Consider the following 22,793-nt stretch of genomic DNA (forward strand, 5'->3'; position numbering starts at 1 on the left):
CCGCCGCCCGAAGACCCGCGCTGGCAGACGCTGCTCGTCACGACCGACGACGCGCCGATGCCGCCGTCGACGGCCGCGCGGGCCAACTGCGTTGCCGCGACGCCCGGCGCGTGGCGCACGTTCGCGACGATCGCCGGCGTGCCGGCCGATGCGCTCGGCGGCACGCAGCTGTTCGCGGACCGCCGCGGCTGGCTGCGGATGCGTGCGTTGCCGGGCAGCGCGGGCTGGTCGACCGCCGATCTGCTCTGCGGCGCGGACGCCGGCGCAGGCCCGTCGCGCGCAACGGGCGCCGCCGATTCGCTGACCGCGCTGCTGCTGCGCATCGACGCCGAACCCGTACGCGACGTGCAGGCCGGCCTGCCGCATTGACTTCCCCGAACCCTCTCTCCGACGATCGCTCCTGACGATGAATCCGACCCGACGCCACTTCCTCGCGCACGCCGGTGCGCTCGCCACCGCCGCCACGCTGACCGTCGCCCCCGCCGCGCTGCGCGCGCAGGCTGGTGCACGACCGCTGCTGCGTGCCGGCGACCAGAAAGGCGGGCTGCGCGCGCTGCTCGAAGCGGCCGGCGAACTGCACGACCTCGCCTACGACATCGCGTGGACCGAATTTCCGGCGGCCGCGCCGCTCGCCGAAGCGCTGAACGCGGCGGCCGTCGATTGCGGGCCGATCGGCGACGCGCCGGTGATCTTCGCGCTCGCGTCGGGCGCACGCATCAAGGTGATCGGCGCGAACCGCTCCGATCCGTTCGGCACCGCGGTGCTCGTACGGCCCGACGCGACGCTGAAACGCGCGGCCGATCTGAAAGGCAAGCAGATCGGCACCACGCGCGGATCGATCGGCCATTTCGTCACGCTGAAGGCGCTCGACGCGGCCGGCCTGCCGCCCGACGCCGTGTCGTTCCGCTTCCTGCCGCCGGCCGATACGATGCTCGCGCTCGCGACCGGCTCGATCGACGCGTGGGCGACCTGGGAGCCCTATACGGCGCTCGCCGAAACGAGCGGCCGCGCGCGCGTGCTCGTCAACGGCCGCGGCCTGTGGTCGGGGCTCAGCTACCTCGCCGCGACCGACGCCGCGATCGCATCGAAGCGCGACGTGCTGCGCGATTTCCTGCAACGCGTCGTGCGCGCGCAGCAATGGTCGTACCGGCATGTCGACACGTATTCCGCGACGCTCGCGCGGATCATCGGCATTCCGCCGGCAGCCGCGAAACTGCAGTTCCAGCGTCGCGCCACGCGCTGGCAGGCGATCGATGCAACGGTGATCGCCGAACAGCAGCGCACCGCGGATTTCTACCTCAAGTCCGGGCTGCTGCGCCAGCCGCTCGATGTGCGCACGACGTTCGATCTCGGCTTCCCGCTCGCGTGACCGCCCGCACGGACGGTCGTCGTGCGATCTGGCACAATCGCGACTCGACCGTTTCGTCCACCTCAGCCAGCGTCATGCCAGCCATCGCCGAACTCCACGTCTATCCGATCAAATCCTGCGCCGGTATCGCGCTGCCGCGTGCGCAACTGCTCGATACCGGCCTCGCGTACGACCGGCACTGGATGGTGACCGACGCGCAGGGCCGGATGATCACGCAGCGCACGCATCCGCGCCTCGCGCTCGTGCAGCCCGCGTTCGACAGCGACACGCTCGTGCTGAACGCGCCCGGCATGCGCGAACTGCGCACGCCGCTCGACGGCGACGCGACGCCGGCCACGCCGACGATCGCCGCCACCGTGTGGCGCGACACCGTCGATGCGATCGATACCGGCGCGGACACGTCGGCGTGGTTCAGCGAATGGCTCGGCGAACCCGCGAAACTCGTGCGCTTCGCGCGCGACGCGCGGCGCGCGTGCAGCGCCAAATGGACGGGCGACGTCGACGCGCATACGCAGTTCGCCGACGGCTATCCGCTGCTCGTGATCGGGCAGGCGTCGCTCGACGATCTGAATGCGCGACTCGCCGCAAAGGGCGCGCCCGCGATTCCGATGAACCGCTTCCGGCCGAACCTCGTCGTGTCCGACCTCGAGGCGTATGAAGAGGATTTCGTCGAGCACCTCGATGCCGACGGCGCGACGCGCGTGCGGCTGCGTCTCGTGAAGCTCTGCACGCGCTGCCCGATGCCGACGATCGACCAGCGCACCGGCGCGCCCGATCCGGCATGGCCGCACGAACCGACCGATACGCTGCAGACCTATCGCGCGAATCCGAACTACGACGGTGCGCTGACGTTCGGCATCAACGCGATCGTCGTCGAAGGCGCTGGTGCGTGGCTCGAGGTCGGCCAGCCGCTCGATGCGGAGATCGGCTTCGGCGATTAATTTAGTCGCGCTCAGCGCACGCGCGACGCCCCGTCGTCCACTGCCGGCAAACTCACCGTGACAATCAACCCGCCGCCCGCCGCACCGGCCAGCGCCACGCTGCCTCGATGCACGCGCGCGATCTCGCGCACGATCGACAACCCGAGCCCCGTGCCTTCCACCGTCTGCGTCGTGCTGCCGCGATGGAAGCGCTCGAACACGGCATCGCGCTCGTCTTCGGGAATACCGGGTCCGTTGTCGATCACGTCGAGCCGCGCGCACTCGCCCTCGCGCGACACGCGCACCGTGATCACCGCGCGGTCGCCCGCATAGCGGATCGCGTTGTCGATCAGGTTGCCGATCATCTCGCCGAGCAGATCGGGCTGGCCGAGCACCGTGACGTCCGCATCGTGCTCGAAGCCGAGATCGATGTCGCGTGCGCGCGCGACCGGCGACCAGTCGAGCGTCACGCTGCGCGCGAGCCGATGCAGCGCGACCGTCTTGTGCGCGACGGCATGGCCGCTGTCCGAATCGAGCCGCGACAACGACAGCAGTTGCTGGACGATCTTCGCGGCCTGCCGCACCGCGCCGTTCACGCGACGCAGATGCACGTTCACGCGTGGCTGCTCGTCGGGGCGCAGCGCCAGTTCGACGCCGGCCTGCACGGCCGCGAGCGGCGTCTTCAGCTGATGCGCGGCGTCCGCGAAGAAGCGCCGCCGCGCGACCTGCATCCGCTGCGTGCGACCGATGTACTGATTGATCGACTCGACGAGCGGCGCGAGTTCGCTCGGCATCCCGCCCGTATCGAGCGGCGTCGGGTCGTCCTCGCTGCGCGCGGCGACCGTCGCCGAGAGCCGATTCAGCGGCCGCAGCCCGCGCCCGACGCCGAGCCATACGATGCCGAGCGCGAGCACGACGAGCAGCCCTTCCTGCAGCAGCGAGCCGACGAGAATCTGCCGCGCCAGCGCCTGGCGCGCCTCGATCGTCTCGCCGACCATCACCCAGACGATGCGCGTCTGTGCGGTCGGCACGTCGTGCACCGGCACGCGCAGCGCGGCCATGCGCAGCTGCTCGCCGCGATAGACGACGTCGTAGTAGTGCGTGACGAACAGCGTGCGATCGCCGGCCGCGTCGTCGCCGGGCGGCAGCGGCAGGTCGGGATAGCCGGTGATCGTGCGGCCGTTGTCCTCGCGGATCAGGTAGTAGATCTTGCCGCCGTCGCCGGATTCGAACATCTCGAGCGCGAGATACGGCAGGTCGACTTCGATGTCGCCATCGTTGAGCCGTACGCCTTCGCGGATCGACTTCAGCGACGAGGACAGCGTGCGATCGAACGCGACGTGTGCGGCGCTCATCGCGCGCTGGTATGTGAGCCAGGAATCGAAGGCGAGCAGGCCGAGCAGCGGCAGCAGCAACCACAGCGCGACCTGGGCCCGCAGGTTCGGCTGCTTCACGCGTCGGCCTTCGCTTCGAGCAGATAGCCGAGCCCGCGCAGCGTGACGATCGCGACGCCGCTGTTCTCTAGCTTCTTGCGCAGCCGGTACACGTAGATCTCGATCGCGTCGGCGTTGACGGATTCGTCGAGGCCGAAGATCTTTTCCGACAGCGTTTCCTTGTTGATCGCGCGGCCGTTGCGCAGGATCAGCACCTCGAGCACCGAGCGCTCGCGCGGCGTGAGCGGCAGCGGCTCGTCGGCGAGCCGGAAGCTGCGATCGACGCTGTCGTAGGCGAGCGGCCCGCATTCGACGCGCGAATGCTCGTGGCCGAGGCTGCGCCGGATCAGCGCGCGGGCGCGCGCCTCGAGCTCGGTCAACTCGAACGGCTTCGCGAGATAGTCGTCGGCGCCGAGGTCGAGACCCTTCACGCGATCCTCGACCGATCCGTGCGCCGTAAGGATCAGCACCGGCACCGGATTGCGGCGTGCACGCAGCCGCCGCAGCACCTCGAGCCCGTCGAGCTTCGGCAGCCCGAGATCGAGGATCACCAGCGCGTAATCCTGCGTGCGCAGCACGTGGTCCGCCGCCTCGCCGTCCGCCATGTGGTCGACCGCGAACCGCGCGGCACTCAGCGCGTCGTTCAGCGACTGCGCAAGGAGGGGATTGTCTTCGACGAGCAGCACACGCATGGCGATTCCGGTCAGGCAAACGTCAGGCCGCTACATTACATGATCCTTTCCGGACCGACGCCTCGCACAAACCCCGGTTGCGCGGTCGCATGCAGCGCAGCCGATCGCCGGCGAGTCACGCACGAAACGGCGCTCGCGAAGCAGATCGAAGCATGTCCGCGGCAGGCCATCGCCTCGATCGCCTGCAAGGACTACGCTTCGGCGCCGACGACTACATCGCGAAGCCGTTCGACCGGGCCGAGGTCGTGGCGCGCATCCGCACGATTCTGCGCGGGCGGGACGCGGATGCCGACGCGCTGGAGCGCACCGTCGACAGTCATATCGGCCGGCTGCGCAGGACGCTCCAATGCGCGGGCGCTTCGGCCATGCCGGAAGTCATGTGCGGCGGCGGCTATCGATTGCGCGGCGTCGGTAACGGCTCGCGGCGACGCGTTGGCCGCGCGTCGCGCGCGTTGGCGGCTTTCGCGCCGATCCTCGCCGTGCCGTCGCCGTGCGCATGGCACGCGCCCCCTTGCCCTGCCCGCCATCCCTGCCGCGAGCCGCGACAAACTGCGGCCTCGCCGCATCGACCTCGGGAAATCCATGACGCGGACGACACAATCGTCAATGGAAATGAAAGCAGGCTGAAAGTGCATCGCACTTAACATCCGCGTCACTCGAACGACACAACAGAAAACGTAACTGGAGGAAGACATGCCGTTTGCACCGAAGCATCTCGCCGCCGCGCTGGCGATCGTCACGGGCGCGGCCGCCGGCACGGCAGCCGCGCAGGTCCCGGCCGGGTATCCGGGCAACTACCAAGGCGTGATCGACGCCGCGAAGCAGGAAGGCAAGCTGATCGTCTACTCGACGACCGACACGGGCCTCGTGCGGCCGCTGATCAAGGACTTCGAAAGCCTGTACGGCGTCAAGGTCGAGTACAACGACATGAACAGCACCGAGCTATACAACCGCTACATCAGCGAGAACGCGGCGAGCAGCACGAGCGCCGACGTGCTGTGGAGCTCGGCGATGGACCTGCAGGTGAAGCTCGTCAACGACGGCCTGATGGCGTCGTACGACTCGCCGGAAAGTGCGCACGTACCGTCGTGGGCGCAATATCAGAAGCAGGCATACGGCACGACGTTCGAGCCGCTTGCGATCGTCTACAACAAGCGGCTGATCCCCGAAAACGAAGTGCCGAAGACGCGCACCGACCTGATCAAGCTCCTTGCGTCGCAGCCCGACAGGTTCAAGGGCAAGCTGACGACGTACGACGTAGAGAAGTCCGGCGTCGGCTTCAACGCACTGACGCAGGACGCGCACCTGAACGAGAAGGTCACGTGGGAGCTCGTGAAGGCAATCGGCGCGACCGGCCCGAAGCTGCAGTCGAGCACGGGCGCGATGATGGAGCGGATCTCGTCGGGCGAGAACCTGATCGGCTACAACATCATCGGCTCCTACGCGTACGCGAAGGCCAAGAAGGACAAGTCGATCGGCTACGTGTTTCCGAAGGACTATACCCAGGTCGTGAGCCGTCTCGCGACGATCTCGAAGAAGGCGAAGAATCCGAACGCCGCGAAGCTGTGGGTCGACTATCTGCTGTCGAAGCGCGGCCAGACGCTGATCGCGAACCAGGCGAACCTGTACGCGATCCGCACGGACGTGACCGGCGAAACGTCGGCCGCGAGCCTCACGAAGGAACTCGGCGATTCGCTGAAGCCGATCCCGATCGGCACGGGCCTGCTCGTCTATCTCGACCAGTCGAAGCGGCTCGCCTTCCTGAAGCAATGGCAGCAGGCGATCAAGCGCTGATCCGCTGACGGCCGCCCGCGCGACGCCGCGCGGGCCGCACCCTTCCCCTTTCCGATTTTCCTTGCGGCGGCCATTCCGATGGCCGCAGGGGCGAACTCATGCTTTCAACCAGCACACGCGGAGCGGCCGCCGCCGTTCCGCCTCACGCCGGCAACGGCGACGCGATTCCCGCGCTGCCCGCACGCAGCCTGCAGCCGCTCGCCGGCATGCTGCGCTGGATCGTCGTCGCGGTGCTGACCGTCGCGGTCGCGCTGCCGCTCGGCTTCATCCTGTTCCAGAGCCTGCTGTCCGCGCCGTTCTTCGACGCCAGCAAGACGCTCGGCATCGAAGGCTTCCGTTTCATCTTCCGCGACCCCGACTTCTGGTCGGCCGTGAAGAACTCGTTCATCATCGCCGGCGGGATGCTGTTCATCTCGATCCCGCTCGGCGGCATCCTCGCGTTCCTGATGGTGCGCACCAACCTGCCCGGCCGCCGCTGGCTCGAACCGCTGCTGCTCACGCCCGTGTTCGTGTCGCCGATGGTGCTCGCGTTCGGCTACGTGGTCGCGGCCGGCCCGGTCGGCTTCTACTCGGTGTGGTTCAAGGAACTGTTCGGCGCGCAGAGCGTGCCGTGGAACGTCTATTCGATCTTCGCGATCACGGTAATCGTCGGCCTCACGCACGTGCCGCACGTGTACCTGTACTCCTCGGCCGCGCTGCGCAACCTCGGCTCGGACGTCGAGGAAGCGGCGCGCGTGACGGGCGCGCGGCCGTTCCGCGTCGCGCTCGACGTGAGCCTGCCGATGACGATGCCCGCGCTGCTGTTCGCCGGCGTGCTCGTGTTCTTCCTCGGCTTCGAGGTGTTCGGGCTGCCGCTCGTGCTCGGCGATCCGGAAGGCCATCTCGTACTCGCCACCTATCTGTACAAGCTGACCAACAAGCTCGGCGTGCCGTCGTATCACCTGATGGCCGCGGTCGCGGTGTGCATCGTCGCGATCACGTTTCCGCTCGTGCTGCTGCAGCGCCGCCTGCTGAAGACGGCCAACCGCTTCGTCACCGTGAAGGGCAAGGCCGGCCGTTCGACCGTGCTGCCGCTCGGCGTGTGGCGCTGGGTCGCGCTCGCGATCGTCGCGCTGTGGCTCGCGCTGACCGTGATCGTGCCGATCTCCGGGATCGTGCTGCGCGCGTTCGTCACCAACTGGGGCGAAGGCGTCGCGCTCGGCGAAGTGCTGACGCTCGCGAACTTCACCGAGCTGTTCGAACAGGACAACCTCGTGCGCGCGATCGTCAACACGCTCGGCATCGGCGTGATCGGCGGCGCCCTCGCGGTCGGCTTCTACTCGCTGGTCGCGTTCGCGGGCCATCGCCGCCACGACTGGGCGACGAAGCTGCTCGACTACGTCGTGCTGCTGCCGCGCGCGGTGCCGGGCCTGCTCGCCGGTCTCGCGTTCCTCTGGATTTTCCTGTTCGTGCCCGGGCTGCGCGAGCTGAAGAACTCGATGTGGAGCATCTGGATCGCGTACACGGTCGTGTGGCTCGCGTACGGGATGCGGCTGATCCAGAGCGCGCTGCTGCAGGTCGGCCCCGAGCTCGAGGAAGCCGGACGCAGCGTCGGTGCGACGCGCAGCCGCGTGTCGCTCGACGTGACGCTGCCGCTCGTGCGCTTCGGGCTGCTCGCCGCGTGGCTGCTGATCTTCATGATCTTCGAGCGCGAATACTCGACCGCCGTCTATCTGCTGTCGCCCGGCACCGAAGTGATCGGCGCGCTGCTCGTGTCGCTGTGGGCGACCGGCGCGGTCGATCAGGTCGCCGCGCTCTCTGTCATCAACATTGCGATGGTCGGCGTCGGTCTCGGCGTGGCCCTGCGTTTCGGAGTGAAACTTCATGGATAAGCTTATCGTCGACGATCTGCATCTCAGCTACGGCGCCAATCCGATCCTGAAAGGCGTGTCGTTCGAACTGAAGGCCGGCGAAGTCGTGTGTCTGCTCGGCGCGTCGGGCAGCGGCAAGACGACGCTGCTGCGCGCGGTGGCCGGCCTCGAACAGCCGTCCGACGGGCGCATCCAGCTCGACGATCGCGTGTTCTTCGACGGCGCGCGGCGCATCGATCTGCCCGTCGAGCAGCGCTCGCTCGGCCTCGTGTTCCAGTCGTATGCGCTGTGGCCGCACCGCACGGTCGCCGACAACGTCGGCTACGGTCTGAAGCTGCGCCGCGTCGCCGCGGCCGAACAGAAACGCCGCGTGCAGAACGCGCTCGAGCAGCTCGGCCTCGGGCATCTCGCGGAACGCTTTCCGCATCAGCTGTCGGGCGGCCAGCAGCAGCGCGTGGCGATCGCGCGCGCACTCGTCTACAACCCGCCCGTGATCCTGCTCGACGAGCCGCTCTCGAACCTCGACGCGAAGCTGCGCGAGGAAGCGCGCGCGTGGCTGCGCGAGCTGATCGTGTCGCTCGGGCTGTCCGCGCTCTGCGTGACGCACGACCAGACCGAAGCGATGGCGATGTCCGACCGCATCCTGCTGCTGCGCAACGGCCGCATCGAGCAGGAAGGCACGCCGGCCGAGCTGTACGGCGCGCCGCGCTCGCTGTATACGGCCGAGTTCATGGGCAGCAACAACCGGATCGACGCGCGTGTCGCGGCCGTCGACGGCGACTGCGTGACGCTCGCCGGCGACGGCTGGGAGCTGCGCGCGCTCGCGCGCGACACGCTCGCGCCGGGCCAGGATGCGCAGGCCGTGATCCGCCTCGAACGCGTGCAGGTCGCCGACGGCCCCGGCGCCAACCGGCTGCAGGCCGACCTCGTCACGTCGATGTATCTCGGCGATCGCTGGGAATACCTGTTCCATTGCGGCGACATGCGGCTGCGCGCGTTCGGCCACGTGCCGCGTGCGGCCGGCAAGCACTGGATCGAGTTTCCGGCCAACGACTGCTGGGCGTTCGCAAAAGCGGGCTGAACCGGGCGGCGTGTGCGTGGCGCACGTATGCACGCCGCACGTATGCACGCCGCACGTGTGCACGCCGCACGTCTGCACGCCGCCCCCCATCGCACCACGCGCTTGTGCACATTTGCGCGCGGACGGCCGGCGGCGTCCGCCGCGGTCGGCTGCGCGCCGCGTCCGTTTCACCTCAACCACAAGAACCAAGGAGACACCGTCAATGAAGTCACGTTCCCTTCGCGCCGCCGTACTGACCGGCTCGGCCGCCGTCGCCGGTCTCGCGGCCGGCGCCGCGCATGCGCAATCGTCGGTCACGCTGTACGGGATCATGGATGCCGGCATCGAGTACACGAACCACGCGGCGCCGGAAGGCGGCAGCTCGGTCAAGCTGAAGTCGGGCAACAAGAACACGTCGCGCTGGGGTTTGCGCGGCGTCGAGGATCTCGGCGGCGGCCTGAAGGCCGTATTCCGGCTCGAAAGCGGCATCGATCTCGCGAACGGCGCGCTCGACGACGGCCCCGACTCGATCTTCGCGCGCCGTGCGACGGTCGGCCTGAAAGGCAAATGGGGCGAGTTGACGCTCGGCCGCAACTACACCGTCACCTACGACTACCTCCTGCCGTTCGACCCGATGGGTTATGCGCAGAACTACTCGTGGGCGAGCGCGTCGATGGCGACCGGCGGCCGCAAGGACGGCATGTTCACGCGCTCGTCGAACGCGGTGCGCTACGACGGCGAGTTCAGCGGCTTCAAGTTCGGCGCGCTGTACGGCTTCGGCAACGTGCCGGGCAGCGTGAAGACCAGCTCGAAATACGACGTCGCGCTCGGCTACGAGACCGGACCGTTCGCGGCCGTGGTCACGTTCGATCGGCAAAACGGCGCGGCCGACAGCGTGACGCCCGCCGACACGGTCAACTATATCCAGGGGATCCACGCGGGCCTCAGCTACGACTTCGGCAACCTGAAGACGATGGCCGGTTATCGCAACTATCGGCGCACGTTCCACACGAGCGCCGCGAACCAGTTGAGCGACACGTACTGGGTCGGCGGATCGTACCAGTTCACGCCGACGCTGTCGCTGATCGCAGCCGTCTATCACCAGGACATCAAGGGCGGCACCGACGCCGATCCGACGCTCGTGTCGATGCGCGCCAATTACGCGCTGTCGAAGCGTACGGTGCTGTATCTGTCGGGCGCGTTCGCGATCGCGAAGCACGACCAGAAGGTCGGCGTGTCGCGCGATTTCGCCGGGTATGGCACGACACAGGTGGGCGTGACGGCGGGGATTCAGCAGCGGTTTTGACGCCTCGCTCGACGACGCGGGCGACGGCACGCATGTCGCCCGTGCCTCCATGCGATGCGGTCACTTGCGCTCGCGCGCCGCCGTGCGCTGCCCTTTCGCGCTCGCAAGAAGTCACTCACGCAGGAGCGCCGCCTACTACGGCAACATGGCTTTGAGTCCATCAAAGCCGGTGGGCGGCAACGGGATCTCGCCATCATGGTCGACGGCGGTATCGAAGATCAGCGATTCCTTGGTCCATATCAAGCGAACGGCATCCGGGTACGCGTACGTGCGCTCGGCAAGCAATCGCATATCGGAGGTCCGATAGAGCCGCAAAAGGATTCGCTCCCCTCCGAGGTACGCATATCGCGCGGTGTAGCGTCCCCCGTCGCCCCGGGAAGGTTCGGTGACGAACTGCGTCGCGCGTGCGCGTAATCGAGCGTCCTTGTAGTAGACGCCGGCGCAGAACAGCAAGATGACAATTGCCAGAGCGGAACCGAGCGCTTTCATTCCCGACTTCATTCGTTCGAGGCGTCCCTCATGGCGCGAGAAGCTGTATAGGACGACGATCAACAGACCTACCGTGATTCCGAGCAGGACGACGGCCGCGAGTGCGATCATGCCGGCCGCTTGCACACCTATCGCCAATCCGTTCATTCGAAATGCACCGTTATGGGTTTATTCAACATGATCGGCCTATAGTCGGAAAATATGATGAAGTCGCCGCCTTGACGGTGCGTGGCTTGCCATTCGCGGAACGAGCGATTCCGGACAGGATAGTAGACTTTCCCTGGCTCATAGAGATTAGCGATCGTACTGCCTACTACTACCGGAAAGTCGAACCACGGCTGATCCGCGAGATTTGCTGCAACGTAGCTCGGTACGATCGCCACACCGTTTTTGCTCCAGTGGCCCAAGTACTGCGACCGCGAATCCGCGGCCCCTTCAAAGGAATAACCGTCCCGGACATATACGACAATGTGCGTGACCGTCGCTTTTCTGTTACCGACGTCGAAAATAACGCCCGCTACCGCAGCATAGAAGTTGAACGCTCCCAACGCGCCCGTCAGATCGTCAGGGACACCAGCATCGGGTAGACGTCTCGCGGCCTGCAAAGCCTTCTGTTCAAAGGAACTCTCTACCGCCGCTCGCTGGAACTGGAATTCCCTGTGTAGCTTGCGGATATCGTAGTCGCTGACCGTCCAAGGCGATACGTCTCCGCGACTACGGTAACGACCAAGGATATCCTTAAGGGTTTCATACGCACGCAAGCCATATATATCGAAATTTACAAGACGATCGTATTGCTTCTTTGCGCGCGCATGCCTGAGAACCCAGTCCATTTTTATGGTGGTCCGATCGATCATCGATTCAGAATAGAGTTCACCTTTTTGATTGATCTCGTTACGCTGATCCTCCAACGTAACCGAATAGTTAAGTTCCCCGGAAAACCATCGTTCCATCAACCTTGCAGAAATCGGCATATGCTCTTTGCGCATAGCATCAGGAATCTGCTGAATGTCAAAAGGCGGCACTTCTTTTTTATTTCCTTCCGCCTTCGGTTGGTCGGGTGGGACAGGCGTATCCAGCCACTTTCGGAAGCGTGAAAATGCATTCGCAATCCTTTCGATGTCGTCCACCATCTTGTCGAGCGAGTCGCGCTTACCGGCCGGGACAACGGGTGCAGATTGCTTGACGGGCAACTCTTTCCACGGGGGAGCCATTGCCATTGACAGACCGACATCGCACACCGGGATTCCTCCGTCCTGCCCCTCGCAGAGTTTCCATTTCCAAACGAGCTTGTTGATCTTTAAATATGGGATCCTATCAATATCGCGTTTCATATATTTATTCGCTCTGTAGAATCCGAAACCTTAGAACGTCTTACCGAACCTTGCAATGTCGCGCCACCGCCATTTATCAGGAATGGTCAACACGATCGAGTCCCGCACGAGGGGCTTTTCGGCTCTGCATAGAGGTATCGCGCATACGCTCGCCCTTTTCGGGAGGAAACGCATTTCCTGAAACATCCGGTAGAGAAGCGGACGGCTCAATGTAATGCGCACGAGCATTGTCGACAACTGCAAACAGCGAGTTCGTCATACGGTGCCTGTCCAACGCGTTTGCAATCGCGAAGCACGACCAGAAGGTCGGCGTGTCGCGCGATTTCGCCGGGTATGGCACGACACAGGTGGGCGTGACGGCGGGGATTCAGCAGCGGTTTTGACGCCTCGCTCGACGACGCGGGCGACGGCACGCATGTCGCCCACGGCGCCGCACGGCGGTCAGCGTTCCGCTCCCATCGTGAACACCGTACGAACGGCACTGCTCGTATCGTTCCAGTGTGCGCCGACCGCCGACAGCGGCACCACGCGTGTGTCGAGCGTCAGTCGTGCGCGTGCGGCGGCGTCGAACACGCCGCGCGCGACCGCGATCAACCGCGGCAGCGGCACGCTGCCGAGCCCGCTGCCCATCAGTTCGATCGCCGCGGCGCGCAGCACGGCGCCCGGCAGCGACACGTCGCCGCCGCCCATCGAGCCGATCTGCACAAAGCGCAGCGTGCGGCCCGCCGGCATGTTTTGCGCGGCGCTCGTCAGCAGCGTGCGCGCGGTCTCGCCCCAGAGATAGTCGAGCACGACGTCGACGCCCGCACGCCAGTGGGGCTCGAGCGCACGCGCGAGCGCGGCCGCGTCCTGCTGCAGCGGCACGACGGCATCCGCACCGGCGTCCAGCAACGCATCGAGCGCGGCCGTGTTGCGTCCCGTCGCGATTACCGTCGCGGCGCCGAGGTGCTTTGCGACACGCACCGCGAGGCGGCCCGACGCGCCCGTCGCGCCGTTGACGAGCACCGTCTCGCCGCGCGCAATGCGTGCGCGTTCGGTCAGCGCGGCCCACGACGACATCGCCGGATTCGCGATCGCGGCGGCCGTGACGTCGTCGAGATCGTCCGGCAGCGGCACCCATTGCGTATCGGGCACGATCGTGCGCTCGGCCATCGCGCCGAACGGCGCCGCGGCGCTGAAGAAGTAGACGCGCTGCCCGCCGTCGAGCCGCCCCACGCCGTCGACGCCGACAACGAACGGGTAACGCCCGTCGAACGAATAGTGCGCGCCGGACGCCCGCCCCTGCGCCAGCCGGCTCACCGCCGACGCCGTCACGTCGATCAGCCGGTGGCCCGGCTGCGCGTGCGGCGCGTCGAATTCCATAAAGACCGGCCCTTCGCCCGGACCCTTCACGACTGCTGCCTTCATGTCGACTCCTCGAATGTGCTGATGTGAATACCGGGCTGGCCGCACGCGTACGCCTGATGTCGCGCTGCGGCGCAACCCTCAATGCGCGTCAAGCCACGCGCGCAGCGCGCGATCGCGCACGTCGAGCACATCGAACAGCCCGAGCGCGCGCAGCGCCGGCAACGCGTCGAGCACGTCGGCTTCTGCTCGGGCGCGCTCGGCCGTCGACGCATGCGGGTCGGTCAGCACGCGCGCGTTGATCAGAAACGCACCGACGGTGCCCTTGCGGATCGTCGTGTCGCCGGCATCGAGCCGGTCCTGATCGTCGGGAAGCAATTGTTCGGCTCGCATCGTCCGCTCCATGTCTGTGATTGAAGCGCCCAATTTACGCGTGCGGCCGCTGCCGATCTCCGGTATAAAAGCCATTCGATACGGAGATTCGGCCATGTCCACCCCCCTTCTTCCCGCGCGGCTCGTGCTCGGCGACGATGGTCCGTTCGTCGCCGCGGCCGTGCTCACGCAGCGCGATGCGCGTACGACCGCGCCGCATGCGCATGCGCGCGGGCAGCTCGTCGGCGCCCTGAGCGGGCTGCTGTCGATCGGGCTCGACGATCAGGACTGGGTCGTACCGGCGATCCATGCGATCTGGATTCCGCCGCACTGCCGGCACGGGCTGCAGTCGTTCGGACCGTTTTCGGGATGGTCGGTGTTCGTGGCCGAGGCGCGCTGCGGCGCCTTGCCGTCGGAACCGCGCGCGATCCGTACGACGCCGTTGCTGCGCGAAGCGGTGCGGCGCGCGGCGAGCTGGGATGGATCGGCGCTCGACGCCGCACAGACGCGAATCGCCGAAGTGATCGTCGACGAGATCGCCGCGGCGGACGCGCAGTCGCTCGGGCTCGTGCGGCCGCGCGACCCGCGGCTCGTGCGGATCACCGATGCGCTCGCGGCCGATCTGGCCGACAACCGCCGCCTCGAAGACTGGGCGCGCTGGGCCGGGCTCGGCGCGCGTACGCTGAGCCGGCGCTTCGTCGCGGAGACGGGGCTGACGTTCGCGCAGTGGCGTCAGCAGGCGCGGCTGATGCGCGCGCTCGAGAAAGTGGCCGACGGTGTGCCGGTCACGACGATCGCGCTCGATCTCGGCTACGAGAACGTGAGCGCGTTCATCGACATGTTTCGGCGTGCGCTCGGGACGACGCCGGGGAAGTATGGGGAGCTGGCGCGACTTGAAGCCAGCAAGGAGCGAACTTCGTCATGATTCACATGCAGCGCCGGTGCCGATCGGCTAGACGCCGCCGAATGTAACGCGCACGGCATTGTTGAAAACTGCAAGCAGCGAATTCGTCGTTCGCCACCCGTGCGCCGCGTTCGTGATCGCGAAGCATACCGGTGACGGCAATCGCAGAACACGACGCCGGCCGGAACGTATGGACGTTAGATGGCGAAAGCATCGACGCGCGGTCACATGACATTACTGAATCCGCGCACCGCACAACACCCGTTCAAAGAAGTGCTCGATAGGCGTCGAGCGACTGACACGTCTGCACCATGCCTTGTCGTCGCAATATCTCGAGGTACCGGTCTGCAGTCAACGGTGGTTGTTTAAGCGCCTCTCGCTGTCGTCGCGCGGCCGCAACGACCACCGCGGGTTCGAGGTCGAAAAGATCATCGACGAACTCGTCTGGATGCTGGGCCTCGATGCCGTACGGCAACAACGCCTCTTCCGGAAAGTCCTTTCGATTGAACGTCACGATCACGCTGGCGTTGCAACGGATTGCAGCGGCAAGCACGTGACGATCGTCGGCATCCGGGAGAACAAGCCCGGCAATCAACGATTCATAACCGGTCACGACGGCATCCGGTATCGCTCGATCCATCAAACTTGAGGTTCGATCAAGCTGTTCCGCTGTTAAATCCGGACGGTTGTCCAACAGATTGCGCTTCCACTCGTCGGTAATATGTGCGCTCCACCGCGCCCGAAACATCCACTCAACGCCAGCCGCATCAGGAAATCGCGAAGCGGCGCGGGATAAAGCACACAGGCATCGTAGATCGCCGTAAATGGCGAATGCGTCATTCGTAGTCCATCCGCAGATCCTGTGCCTGCTTGCTCAGTTCTTCCATTGCGTCAGCACTCTCTTGGTCGCGCTCAGCCTTGTAGCGCATCAGATCCGAAAACCGCACGCGCCGATGCTTGCCCGTCCGGTGATAGGGCAATGCATGCGACTCAAGCAGCTTGATCAGATGCGGGCGGGAGACATTGAGCAGATCTGCCGCTTCCTGCGTCGTCAATTCCGCATGAACCGGCACAACCTTGACAGCGTTGCCATCCGCCAATTCCGCGAGAATATCCACCAGCAGACGAAGTGCGGACGTCGGCAGCTCGACCTGATGGGGTCGGTTCTCGTCATCAAAAATCTGAATGCGCTGCGTATCGGTCCGTGTTGCGAGATAAGCCGCCAGCATGCGTTGCCCCTCGACGGCCGCCTGCATCTCGCGCTCGACGGGCAAGATCATGTCGGGTGTCGTGGCGTGATGCATTGCGTTCCCCAATCGGAATTTCAGGATTTCAGCAGTCTACTCGAAATAAACGAAATTCGCAATAAACGAAAATTGAACGAACCCCAAATACTCCGAGCGCAGCCGGCTTCATCGTTCAATACGTCCCATCCCCCTGCTTCACAACCTCGCCCGCCTTCCCCTTGAACTGCGCCGCCAACCGCTCCGCACTCCTCGCCAGCAACGTCGTATCGACGCCGACCGCGACGAACAGCGCGCCCGCTTCGAGGTAACGCCGCGCGGCCGCTTCATCGGCGCTGAGAATTCCCGGCGCCTTGCCGGCCGCCTTGATCGCCCGGATCGCGCCGTCGATCGCGGCCTGCACGTCCGGATGCCCGGGATTGCCGAGGTGCCCGAGATCGGCGGCCAGGTCCGCGGGCCCGATGAACACGCCGTCCACCCCTTCGACGCGCGCAATCGCCTCGATCGCGTCGAGCCCCGCGCGCGTCTCGACCTGCACGAGCACGGCCATCTCGTCGTTCGCGCGATGCAGGTAGTCGCCCACGCGATTCCACCGCGACGCACGCGCGAGCGCGCTGCCGACGCCGCGCACCCCGTGCGGCGGATAGCGTGTGGCGGCCACCGCCGCGCGCGCTTCGTCGGCGCTTTGCACCATCGGCACGAGCAGCGTCTGCGCACCGAGATCGAGCACCTGCTTGACGATCACCGGATCGTTCCACGGCACACGCACGACCGGCTGCGACCGATACGGCGCGATCGCCTGCAGCTGCGCCACGATCGACGGCACGGTATTCGGCGCGTGCTCGCCGTCGATCAGCAGCCAGTCGAAACCGGCGCCCGCGACGATTTCGGCACTGTACGGATTGGCCAGACCGAGCCACAGCCCGATCTGCGCGTCGCCGCGCACGAGCGCGGCCTTGAACGTATTCGTCGGCATCTGCATCGTCAGTTCACCCGAAGTAGCACTGAATCGTTCCGAGCGGGCCGTAGTCGACACTGAAGGTGTCGCCGCGGCGCGCCGCGCACGGCCGCGTAAACGACCCGCCGAGCACGATCTGGCCGCGCTCGAGCGCGACGTCGAAGCGCGCGAGCCGGTTCGCGAGCCACGCGACGCCGTTCGCCGGGTGATTCAGCACGCCCGCCGCGACGCCCGTTTCCTCGACCACGCCGTTGCGCGACATGATGGCCGCGACCCAACGCAGATCGACGTCGTGCGGCTTCACCGGCCGCCCGCCGATCACGACGCCCGCGTTCGCCGCGTTGTCGGCGATCGTGTCGAACACCTTGCGCGGACGCTGCGTGTCGGGATCGATCGACTGGCTGCGCGCGTCGATGATCTCGAGCGCGGGCACCACGTAGTCGACCGCGTCGTAGACGTCGAAGATCGTGCAGTTCGGGCCGCTCAGGCGCTTGCCGAGCACGAACGCGAGTTCGACCTCGACGCGCGGCACGATGAAGCGATCGGTCGGAATCGTGCCGCCGTCTTCGAAGAACATGTCGTCGAGCAGCGCGCCGTAGTCGGGCTCGTCGATCTGCGACGTGTTCTGCATCGCCTTCGACGTGAGGCCGATCTTGTGCCCCTTCAGCGTGCGGCCTTCCGCGAGCTTCAGCGCGACCCACGCGCGCTGGATCGCATATGCGTCGTCGATCGTGATGTCCGGATGGTCGAGCGAGATCTGGCGGATCTGCGTGCGTTCGCGTTCGGCGTCGTGCAGACGCTGCGCGAGCGCATCGATGGTGGCGGTATCGAGCATGGTGGGGTTCGGATTCAGTCGGCCCGCTTGTAGCGGGCGTGGATGTTGTTGAGCTTGTACGAGCCGCTTTCGCTGAACTCGGTCAGCTCCATCGACAGCGCGAGATAACGCTTCGCATACAGCTCGGCGAAATGCGCCTTGATCGCGTCGAACAACGCGTCGCATGCGGCGCGCTTCGTCGCCTCGCTGCGCCCGGCGCCGATCTTCAGCGTCACGTGCACGAACGCGTCGTCTTCGGTGCCGTCGGCCACGCAGTAGTCGTGCAGTTCGATCGCGCGCGAACGAATCCCGCCGATCGGAAACACGCCGCCCTGCGCGATCAACGTCGCGTTGATCGTGCGCAGCAGCGCGGGGATGCGGGCGTCGGCGCGGATGTTCGCCGTATATTCGACGACGATGTGCGGCATGGCAGTCTCCGGTCGGATCTCGGATGCTCGCGCGTTCAGCGCAGCGGAAAAATGGCGTTGATCTGGCCGGTGCCCGAACTCGCGAAGTAGTCGGTGACGATTTCGACCGGCTTGTCGTAGCGATCCCAGCCGAGCAGGCCGAGCAGCATCGCGGTGTCGTGCATTCCGCCTTCGCCGTGGCAGTGCTGGTTGTACTCGGGCAGCATCGCGCAGAACGTCTTGAAGTCGCCCTGCTTCCACAGTTCGACGACGCGCAGATCGACCTGCCGGAAGAATTCGCGGCTGATCTCGTGAATCGATTCCTCGGGGCTGCCGTTGTCGTTGAAACGATGCGAGAGCGAACCGCTCGCGAGAAACGCGACGTTCGCATCGCTCCTTTCGATCGCTTCGAGCAGCGCTTCGCCGAAGCGGCGGCTGTCGTCGAGCGTGTGCCACATGCACCAGCCGGCGATCGACACGACCTTGAAGTGCTGGTCGCCGTTCATATAGCGCATCGGCACGAGCGTCCCGTATTCGAGCTCGAGACTGTCGATCTCGTGCGCGCGCGTCGCGATGCCGCGCGCGCTCGCCGTCTCGGCGATCAGCCGGCCGAGCGCCGGATTGCCCGGATACGCGTAATGCATGTCGCGGATGAAATGCGGCAGTTCATTGCTCGTGTACGTGCCGGCAAAGCGCGCATTGCAGTTCACGTGATAGCCGGCATTGACGAGCCAGTGCACGTCCGACACGACGATCGTGTCGACGCCGAGCGCACGGCAGCGCTCGCCGATCAGCCGATGGCCGCGGATCGCCGCGTCGCGGCAGCCGTGATGCTTGCCGGGCAGCTCCGACAGGTACATCGACGGCACATGCGTGATTTTCGCGGCGAGGGACAGTTTGCCCATCGTAGTCTCCGTATCGTTCTTGTCGCGGCGCAACGGCGCGCGTCAGACGCCCCAGCGCGGAATGTGATGCGAGCCCATCGAGATGCAGACGTTCTTCACTTCCGCGAACACCTCGAAGCTGTATTCGCCACCTTCGCGCCCGGTACCGGACGCTTTGACGCCGCCGAACGGCTGGCGCAGATCGCGCACGTTCTGGCTGTTCACGAACACCATGCCGGCCTCGATCCCGCGCGCGAGGCGATGCACCTTGCCGACGTCCTGCGTCCACACGTACGACGCGAGCCCGTACGCCGTGTCGTTTGCAAGCTGCAGCCCGTGCGCTTCGTCGTCGAACGGAATCAGGCACGCGACGGGCCCGAAAATTTCCTCCTGCGCGATGCGCATCCGGTTGTCGACGTCGGCGAACACGGTCGGCCGCACGAAGTTGCCGTTGCGCAGCCGCTCGGGCAGCCCGGCCGGCTGGTCGGCCCCGCCCGCGACGATCCGCGCGCCTTCCTGTTCGCCGAGGCGGATATAGCCCGTGACCTTTTCCCAATGCTGGCGCGTGATCATCGCACCGAGCTGCGTCGACGGATCGGACGGATCGCCGACCACGAGCTGGTTCGCGCGCCGCGCGAATTCCTGCACGAAGCGGTCGTAGATCGTGCGCTGCACGAAGATGCGCGAGCCCGCGGTACAGCGTTCGCCGTTGATCGAGAAAATCGTGAACAGCGACGCGTCGAGCGCGCGATCGAAATCGGCGTCGTCGAAAATCAGCACCGGCGACTTGCCGCCGAGCTCCATCGAGTATTTCTTCAGCCCCGCGCGTTCGATGATCCGCTTGCCCGTGACGGTGCCGCCCGTAAACGACACCGCGCGCACGTCGGGATGACGCACGAGCGCATCGCCGGCCGTCGCGCCGTAGCCCTGCACGACGTTGAGCACGCCCGGCGGAATGCCGGCCTCGAGCGCGAGCCGGCCGAGCTGGTCGGCCGTCAGCGGCGACAGCTCCGACATCTTCAGCACCGCGGTATTGCCGAGCGCGAGGCACGGCGCCGTTTTCCAGGTTGCGGTCATGAACGGCACGTTCCACGGCGAGATCAGCGCGCAGACGCCGACCGGCTGATACAACGTGTAGTTCAGCATCTGATCGTCGACGGGATACGTGCGGCCGTTCATCTGCACGCACACTTCCGCGAAGAAATGGAAGTTCTCCGACGCGCGCGGAATCAGCTGCTTGCCGGTTTGCGCGATCGGCAGGCCCGTGTCCTGCGTTTCCAGCGCGGCGAGCGTCGGCACGTTCTTCTCGATCAGCTCGCCGAGCCTGCGCATCAGCTTCGCGCGCTCCTTCGCGGGCGTGTTCGCCCATTTCGGAAACGCTTCCTTCGCCGCGCGCACGGCCGCGTCGACTTCGGCCTCGCCGCCCGACGCGACTTCGTCGATCACGTCGCCCGTCGCCGGATTCAGCGTCGCGAACCTGTCGCGGCTGTCGACCTCGCGGCCGTCGATCCAGTGCTTGATGGTCATCTGCTCTCCTTGTGCGACGGGCTCAGCCCGCGCGATAGTAGTCCGCTTCGCCGACGATCGTGTTCACGAGCCGGCCGATTCGTTCGATTTCCGTCACCACCACATCGCCGGGCTTCGTGTCGGCGAGCCCCTGCGGCGTGCCGGTCAGAATCAGGTCGCCCGGCGCGAGCGTCATGAAGCCGCTGATGTATTCGATCAGCGCGGGCACGTCGAAGATCATGTCGCGCGTGCTGCCGCGCTGCGTCTCGCGGCCGTTGACCGTCGTGCGCAGCGCGAGATCGCCGGCGTCGCCGACTTCGTCGCGGCTCACGAACCACGGCCCGAGCGGCGTGCACGTGTCGCGATTCTTCACGCGCAGGTTCGGCCGATAGTAGTTCTCCAGATAGTCGCGGATCGCGTAGTCGTTCGCGACCGTATAGCCGGCCACGTAGTCGATCGCCTGCGCGCGCGCGACGTTGCGCGCGGGCCGGCCGATCACGACGGCGAGCTCGCACTCGTAGTGCATGTGCGTCGCATCGGCGGGCCGCACCGTCTGCGACCGGTGGCCGATGAACGTGTTCGGTCCTTTCAGGAAGATCAGCGGCTCGCTCGGCGCGTTGAACGCGAGTTCCTTCGCGTGATCCGCGTAGTTGAGGCCGAGCGCGAAGGTCGTGCGCGGCGCGACGGGCGGCAGCCACGCGACCGCCTCCTCGGCGAGCACGCGCCCGGTATCGAGGCGGATCGCGCCGTCGCCGGCCGGTTCGGCTGCATGCAGGGCGCCGTTGTAGATGACGCGTGCCGTCTTCATCGTGCCGCCTCCGCGACGAGCGTGTGGCGCAACGTGCCGATGCCGTCGGCGGCGATCTCGACCGTGCTGCCCGCGCGTGCCTGCGGCGCGCCGCCCGCGACGCCGAGCAACAGCACGTCGCCGGCGTCGAACGACATGAACGCGCTGATGTCGGCGATCAGTTCGCGCACCGGGCGAATCAGCGTCGCGGTGGACGTGCGCGCCACGACTTCGCCATCGATCCGCACGCTCAGCGCGATCGCGTCGACGTCGGCGAGCGCGGCGGCCGGCACGACCGCCGGGCCCAGCGGACAAAAGCCGTCGCGGCACTTGAAGCGCACGGCCGGCCGATAGTAGTCGGGATGCGGAACGGATACGTCGCTGGCGAGCGTGAAGCCATGCACGTAGTCGAGCGCGCGGGCGGCCGGCACGCGCGTCGCCCGGCGCGCGAACACGACAGCCACCGACGCGCCGATCTCCAGCGCCTCGACGCCGGCCGGCACGACGACGGCCGCGCCGTCGGACGCATGCGTATTGGCCGGTTTGATGTAGAGCACGGGCGCCTGCGGCGGACGCCCGTAAGGCGCCGCATGCACCGCGTCGCCGAGCGCGGCGAGCGCCGCGCGCTCGTTCAGCAGTGCGCCATAAACGGTACCGATCGCGACCGGCAGCGGCGGCGCCGCGGCGGTCGTGCAACACAGCTCCATCGGGACTCCTCTGCCGCGCGTCGCGGCGCATCGTCAATACTTAACATCTTAAGTAAACAAAGCGGCCCTGACAACCTCGATTACCCTGATAGACGAATTTCACCACCGTCGGCTGTTAAGATTCATCCGTCCCATTCACCGCATCCCCCGATGAACCGTACGCTCGACCATCGCAATCTGGCCATGCTGCTGCTCGAGGCCCGCGAAACGCTGATGGGCCTGTTCCGCCCCATTCTCAAGGAATTTGCACTGACGGAGCAGCAATGGCGGATCATCCGCGTGCTCGACGGCGAGCCGGGGCAGTCCCTCGAAGCGGGACAGATTGCGCGGCGCTGCTGCATTCTGAGCCCGAGCCTCACGGGCGTGCTCGAGCGCATGGAGCGCGACGGGCTGATCACGCGCACGCGCGCTCAGGAGGATCAGCGTCGGCTCGTGGTCAGCCTGACGCCGCAAAGCCGAAAGCTCGTCACGGAGATCGGCCCGCGCATCGACGAACAGTATCGGCTGCTCGAAGCGCGCTTCGGCCAGGACGGCCTCGACGACATCTATCGCGCGCTCGACCGCTTGATCGAGCTCGGCAACGGCATGTCGTCGTGACGTCCTTGCGTGCCGGCGTGGC

Annotated in this window: 23 protein-coding genes and 4 pseudogenes; 11 read left to right on the plus strand and 16 right to left on the minus strand. The window is 66.3% G+C overall.

The annotated features are described in order from the left end of the window. The 3 genes and pseudogenes from HMPREF3115_RS03260 to HMPREF3115_RS03270 all read left to right on the plus strand — a co-directional run. Window positions 1-369, plus strand: a pseudogene (locus HMPREF3115_RS03260) (cytochrome c); the annotation flags it as partial. 37 nt (window positions 370-406) lie between these two features. Then, window positions 407-1,369: an ABC transporter substrate-binding protein gene (locus tag HMPREF3115_RS03265; RefSeq protein WP_006403661.1), complete on the plus strand. Its 963-nt coding sequence runs from the start codon at window positions 407-409 to the stop codon at window positions 1,367-1,369. A 74-nt stretch (window positions 1,370-1,443) separates the two neighbouring features. Beyond that, the gene (locus HMPREF3115_RS03270; protein ID WP_070553417.1) at window positions 1,444-2,310 is read left to right on the plus strand and encodes an MOSC domain-containing protein; all 867 of its coding nucleotides are present in this window, start codon (window positions 1,444-1,446) and stop codon (window positions 2,308-2,310) included. A gap of 11 nt (window positions 2,311-2,321) precedes the next feature. Here HMPREF3115_RS03270 and HMPREF3115_RS03275 read toward each other — a convergent pair whose 3' ends face one another. Both HMPREF3115_RS03275 and HMPREF3115_RS03280 read right to left on the minus strand, forming a co-directional pair. Then, a complete protein-coding gene (locus HMPREF3115_RS03275; RefSeq protein ID WP_070553418.1) occupies window positions 2,322-3,743 on the minus strand; it encodes a sensor histidine kinase in 1,422 nt (473 codons plus the stop codon). Next, a complete protein-coding gene (locus HMPREF3115_RS03280) occupies window positions 3,740-4,414 on the minus strand; it encodes a response regulator (RefSeq protein ID WP_006403664.1) in 675 nt (224 codons plus the stop codon). The genes HMPREF3115_RS03275 and HMPREF3115_RS03280 overlap by 4 nt, the downstream gene beginning before the upstream one ends. Before the next feature lie 152 nt (window positions 4,415-4,566). Here HMPREF3115_RS03280 and HMPREF3115_RS32995 point away from each other — a divergent pair. The 5 genes and pseudogenes from HMPREF3115_RS32995 to HMPREF3115_RS03300 form a co-directional block, all read left to right on the plus strand. Then, a pseudogene (locus HMPREF3115_RS32995) lies at window positions 4,567-4,824 on the plus strand (transcriptional regulator); the annotation flags it as partial. 283 nt (window positions 4,825-5,107) lie between these two features. Then, window positions 5,108-6,208: an ABC transporter substrate-binding protein gene (locus HMPREF3115_RS03285; protein WP_006403667.1), complete on the plus strand. Its 1,101-nt coding sequence runs from the start codon at window positions 5,108-5,110 to the stop codon at window positions 6,206-6,208. Between the two features lie 98 nt (window positions 6,209-6,306). Then, window positions 6,307-8,079, plus strand: coding sequence for an ABC transporter permease (locus tag HMPREF3115_RS03290; RefSeq protein ID WP_070553419.1), 1,773 nt, complete (start codon window positions 6,307-6,309; stop codon window positions 8,077-8,079). Continuing rightward, entirely contained in the window at window positions 8,072-9,139 is a 1,068-nt protein-coding gene (locus HMPREF3115_RS03295; RefSeq protein ID WP_070553420.1) for an ABC transporter ATP-binding protein, read from the plus strand. The genes HMPREF3115_RS03290 and HMPREF3115_RS03295 overlap by 8 nt, the downstream gene beginning before the upstream one ends. A gap of 202 nt (window positions 9,140-9,341) precedes the next feature. Beyond that, window positions 9,342-10,424: a porin gene (locus HMPREF3115_RS03300; protein WP_070553421.1), complete on the plus strand. Its 1,083-nt coding sequence runs from the start codon at window positions 9,342-9,344 to the stop codon at window positions 10,422-10,424. 135 nt (window positions 10,425-10,559) lie between these two features. Here the strand turns inward: HMPREF3115_RS03300 and HMPREF3115_RS03305 are convergent, their stop codons facing one another. The 3 genes from HMPREF3115_RS03305 to HMPREF3115_RS31855 form a co-directional block, all read right to left on the minus strand. After that, window positions 10,560-11,060, minus strand: coding sequence for a hypothetical protein (locus HMPREF3115_RS03305; protein WP_227747538.1), 501 nt, complete (start codon window positions 11,058-11,060; stop codon window positions 10,560-10,562). Beyond that, a complete protein-coding gene (locus HMPREF3115_RS03310; RefSeq protein ID WP_227747539.1) occupies window positions 11,057-12,247 on the minus strand; it encodes a DUF6402 family protein in 1,191 nt (396 codons plus the stop codon). The genes HMPREF3115_RS03305 and HMPREF3115_RS03310 overlap by 4 nt, the downstream gene beginning before the upstream one ends. A 76-nt stretch (window positions 12,248-12,323) precedes the next feature. Continuing rightward, window positions 12,324-12,506: a hypothetical protein gene (locus HMPREF3115_RS31855; RefSeq protein WP_175835590.1), complete on the minus strand. Its 183-nt coding sequence runs from the start codon at window positions 12,504-12,506 to the stop codon at window positions 12,324-12,326. Between the two features lie 13 nt (window positions 12,507-12,519). Here HMPREF3115_RS31855 and HMPREF3115_RS03320 point away from each other — a divergent pair. Next, a pseudogene (locus HMPREF3115_RS03320) lies at window positions 12,520-12,630 on the plus strand (porin); the annotation flags it as partial. A gap of 58 nt (window positions 12,631-12,688) precedes the next feature. Here HMPREF3115_RS03320 and HMPREF3115_RS03325 read toward each other — a convergent pair. Both HMPREF3115_RS03325 and HMPREF3115_RS03330 read right to left on the minus strand, forming a co-directional pair. Continuing rightward, window positions 12,689-13,654 (minus strand): quinone oxidoreductase family protein, encoded by a 966-nt coding sequence (locus HMPREF3115_RS03325; protein ID WP_070553423.1) that lies wholly within the window; start codon window positions 13,652-13,654, stop codon window positions 12,689-12,691. A 78-nt stretch (window positions 13,655-13,732) separates the two neighbouring features. Then, on the minus strand, window positions 13,733-13,984 hold the full coding sequence (locus tag HMPREF3115_RS03330) for a hypothetical protein (protein ID WP_039218251.1): 252 nt from the start codon (window positions 13,982-13,984) through the stop codon (window positions 13,733-13,735). A gap of 94 nt (window positions 13,985-14,078) precedes the next feature. On the opposite strand from HMPREF3115_RS03330, the gene HMPREF3115_RS03335 reads away from it, so the two are divergent. Further along, on the plus strand, window positions 14,079-14,888 hold the full coding sequence (locus tag HMPREF3115_RS03335) for an AraC family transcriptional regulator (RefSeq protein ID WP_070553424.1): 810 nt from the start codon (window positions 14,079-14,081) through the stop codon (window positions 14,886-14,888). Between the two features lie 244 nt (window positions 14,889-15,132). On the opposite strand, the pseudogene HMPREF3115_RS28540 reads toward HMPREF3115_RS03335, so the two are convergent. The 9 genes and pseudogenes from HMPREF3115_RS28540 to HMPREF3115_RS03380 form a co-directional block, all read right to left on the minus strand. After that, a pseudogene (locus HMPREF3115_RS28540) lies at window positions 15,133-15,707 on the minus strand (PIN domain-containing protein). After that, window positions 15,704-16,171: a helix-turn-helix domain-containing protein gene (locus tag HMPREF3115_RS03345; protein WP_070553425.1), complete on the minus strand. Its 468-nt coding sequence runs from the start codon at window positions 16,169-16,171 to the stop codon at window positions 15,704-15,706. The pseudogene HMPREF3115_RS28540 and the gene HMPREF3115_RS03345 overlap by 4 nt, the downstream one beginning before the upstream one ends. A gap of 115 nt (window positions 16,172-16,286) precedes the next feature. Beyond that, window positions 16,287-17,093, minus strand: coding sequence for a 4-hydroxy-2-oxoheptanedioate aldolase (hpaI, locus tag HMPREF3115_RS03350; protein ID WP_070553426.1), 807 nt, complete (start codon window positions 17,091-17,093; stop codon window positions 16,287-16,289). Between the two features lie 7 nt (window positions 17,094-17,100). Next, window positions 17,101-17,904 (minus strand): 2-oxo-hept-4-ene-1,7-dioate hydratase, encoded by an 804-nt coding sequence (hpaH, locus tag HMPREF3115_RS03355; protein WP_006402377.1) that lies wholly within the window; start codon window positions 17,902-17,904, stop codon window positions 17,101-17,103. Window positions 17,905-17,918: 14 nt separating this feature from the next. Then, complete coding sequence (locus HMPREF3115_RS03360) at window positions 17,919-18,311, minus strand: 5-carboxymethyl-2-hydroxymuconate Delta-isomerase (RefSeq protein ID WP_070553427.1); 393 nt, start codon at window positions 18,309-18,311, stop codon at window positions 17,919-17,921. Between the two features lie 35 nt (window positions 18,312-18,346). Further along, window positions 18,347-19,195 (minus strand): 3,4-dihydroxyphenylacetate 2,3-dioxygenase, encoded by an 849-nt coding sequence (gene hpaD, locus HMPREF3115_RS03365; RefSeq protein WP_070553428.1) that lies wholly within the window; start codon window positions 19,193-19,195, stop codon window positions 18,347-18,349. Window positions 19,196-19,237: 42 nt separating this feature from the next. Beyond that, a complete protein-coding gene (hpaE, locus tag HMPREF3115_RS03370; RefSeq protein ID WP_065495029.1) occupies window positions 19,238-20,701 on the minus strand; it encodes a 5-carboxymethyl-2-hydroxymuconate semialdehyde dehydrogenase in 1,464 nt (487 codons plus the stop codon). A gap of 22 nt (window positions 20,702-20,723) precedes the next feature. Beyond that, window positions 20,724-21,488 (minus strand): fumarylacetoacetate hydrolase family protein, encoded by a 765-nt coding sequence (locus HMPREF3115_RS03375; RefSeq protein WP_070553429.1) that lies wholly within the window; start codon window positions 21,486-21,488, stop codon window positions 20,724-20,726. Then, window positions 21,485-22,174, minus strand: coding sequence for a fumarylacetoacetate hydrolase family protein (locus HMPREF3115_RS03380; protein WP_059940843.1), 690 nt, complete (start codon window positions 22,172-22,174; stop codon window positions 21,485-21,487). Before HMPREF3115_RS03380 ends, HMPREF3115_RS03375 begins: the two co-directional genes overlap by 4 nt. A gap of 150 nt (window positions 22,175-22,324) precedes the next feature. Here HMPREF3115_RS03380 and hpaR point away from each other — a divergent pair, with 150 nt between their 5' ends. Beyond that, complete coding sequence (hpaR, locus tag HMPREF3115_RS03385; RefSeq protein WP_006402383.1) at window positions 22,325-22,771, plus strand: homoprotocatechuate degradation operon regulator HpaR; 447 nt, start codon at window positions 22,325-22,327, stop codon at window positions 22,769-22,771. The last annotated feature ends 22 nt before the right edge of the window (window positions 22,772-22,793 follow it).

The sequence above is a fragment of the Burkholderia sp. HMSC10F09 genome, assembly GCF_001806955.1.
GTDB lineage: Bacteria > Pseudomonadota > Gammaproteobacteria > Burkholderiales > Burkholderiaceae > Burkholderia > Burkholderia multivorans.

What these genes read in the sequence shown, in the direction of transcription:
- hpaH (WP_006402377.1), bottom strand. Translation starts at nt 17,904, where the DNA reads ATGCTCGATACCGCCACCATCGATGCGCTCGCGCAGCGTCTGCACGAC.
- hpaE (WP_065495029.1), bottom strand. Translation starts at nt 20,701, where the DNA reads ATGACCATCAAGCACTGGATCGACGGCCGCGAGGTCGACAGCCGCGAC.
- HMPREF3115_RS03295 (WP_070553420.1), top strand. Translation starts at nt 8,072, where the DNA reads ATGGATAAGCTTATCGTCGACGATCTGCATCTCAGCTACGGCGCCAAT.
- HMPREF3115_RS03360 (WP_070553427.1), bottom strand. Translation starts at nt 18,311, where the DNA reads ATGCCGCACATCGTCGTCGAATATACGGCGAACATCCGCGCCGACGCC.
- hpaD (WP_070553428.1), bottom strand. Translation starts at nt 19,195, where the DNA reads ATGGGCAAACTGTCCCTCGCCGCGAAAATCACGCATGTGCCGTCGATG.
- HMPREF3115_RS03270 (WP_070553417.1), top strand. Translation starts at nt 1,444, where the DNA reads ATGCCAGCCATCGCCGAACTCCACGTCTATCCGATCAAATCCTGCGCC.
- HMPREF3115_RS03375 (WP_070553429.1), bottom strand. Translation starts at nt 21,488, where the DNA reads ATGAAGACGGCACGCGTCATCTACAACGGCGCCCTGCATGCAGCCGAA.
- HMPREF3115_RS03325 (WP_070553423.1), bottom strand. Translation starts at nt 13,654, where the DNA reads ATGAAGGCAGCAGTCGTGAAGGGTCCGGGCGAAGGGCCGGTCTTTATG.
- HMPREF3115_RS03335 (WP_070553424.1), top strand. Translation starts at nt 14,079, where the DNA reads ATGTCCACCCCCCTTCTTCCCGCGCGGCTCGTGCTCGGCGACGATGGT.
- HMPREF3115_RS03265 (WP_006403661.1), top strand. Translation starts at nt 407, where the DNA reads ATGAATCCGACCCGACGCCACTTCCTCGCGCACGCCGGTGCGCTCGCC.
- HMPREF3115_RS03345 (WP_070553425.1), bottom strand. Translation starts at nt 16,171, where the DNA reads ATGCATCACGCCACGACACCCGACATGATCTTGCCCGTCGAGCGCGAG.
- hpaR (WP_006402383.1), top strand. Translation starts at nt 22,325, where the DNA reads ATGAACCGTACGCTCGACCATCGCAATCTGGCCATGCTGCTGCTCGAG.
- HMPREF3115_RS03380 (WP_059940843.1), bottom strand. Translation starts at nt 22,174, where the DNA reads ATGGAGCTGTGTTGCACGACCGCCGCGGCGCCGCCGCTGCCGGTCGCG.
- HMPREF3115_RS03300 (WP_070553421.1), top strand. Translation starts at nt 9,342, where the DNA reads ATGAAGTCACGTTCCCTTCGCGCCGCCGTACTGACCGGCTCGGCCGCC.
- HMPREF3115_RS03280 (WP_006403664.1), bottom strand. Translation starts at nt 4,414, where the DNA reads ATGCGTGTGCTGCTCGTCGAAGACAATCCCCTCCTTGCGCAGTCGCTG.
- HMPREF3115_RS31855 (WP_175835590.1), bottom strand. Translation starts at nt 12,506, where the DNA reads ATGACGAACTCGCTGTTTGCAGTTGTCGACAATGCTCGTGCGCATTAC.
- hpaI (WP_070553426.1), bottom strand. Translation starts at nt 17,093, where the DNA reads ATGCAGATGCCGACGAATACGTTCAAGGCCGCGCTCGTGCGCGGCGAC.
- HMPREF3115_RS03310 (WP_227747539.1), bottom strand. Translation starts at nt 12,247, where the DNA reads ATGAAACGCGATATTGATAGGATCCCATATTTAAAGATCAACAAGCTC.
- HMPREF3115_RS03330 (WP_039218251.1), bottom strand. Translation starts at nt 13,984, where the DNA reads ATGCGAGCCGAACAATTGCTTCCCGACGATCAGGACCGGCTCGATGCC.
- HMPREF3115_RS03290 (WP_070553419.1), top strand. Translation starts at nt 6,307, where the DNA reads ATGCTTTCAACCAGCACACGCGGAGCGGCCGCCGCCGTTCCGCCTCAC.
- HMPREF3115_RS03285 (WP_006403667.1), top strand. Translation starts at nt 5,108, where the DNA reads ATGCCGTTTGCACCGAAGCATCTCGCCGCCGCGCTGGCGATCGTCACG.
- HMPREF3115_RS03305 (WP_227747538.1), bottom strand. Translation starts at nt 11,060, where the DNA reads ATGAACGGATTGGCGATAGGTGTGCAAGCGGCCGGCATGATCGCACTC.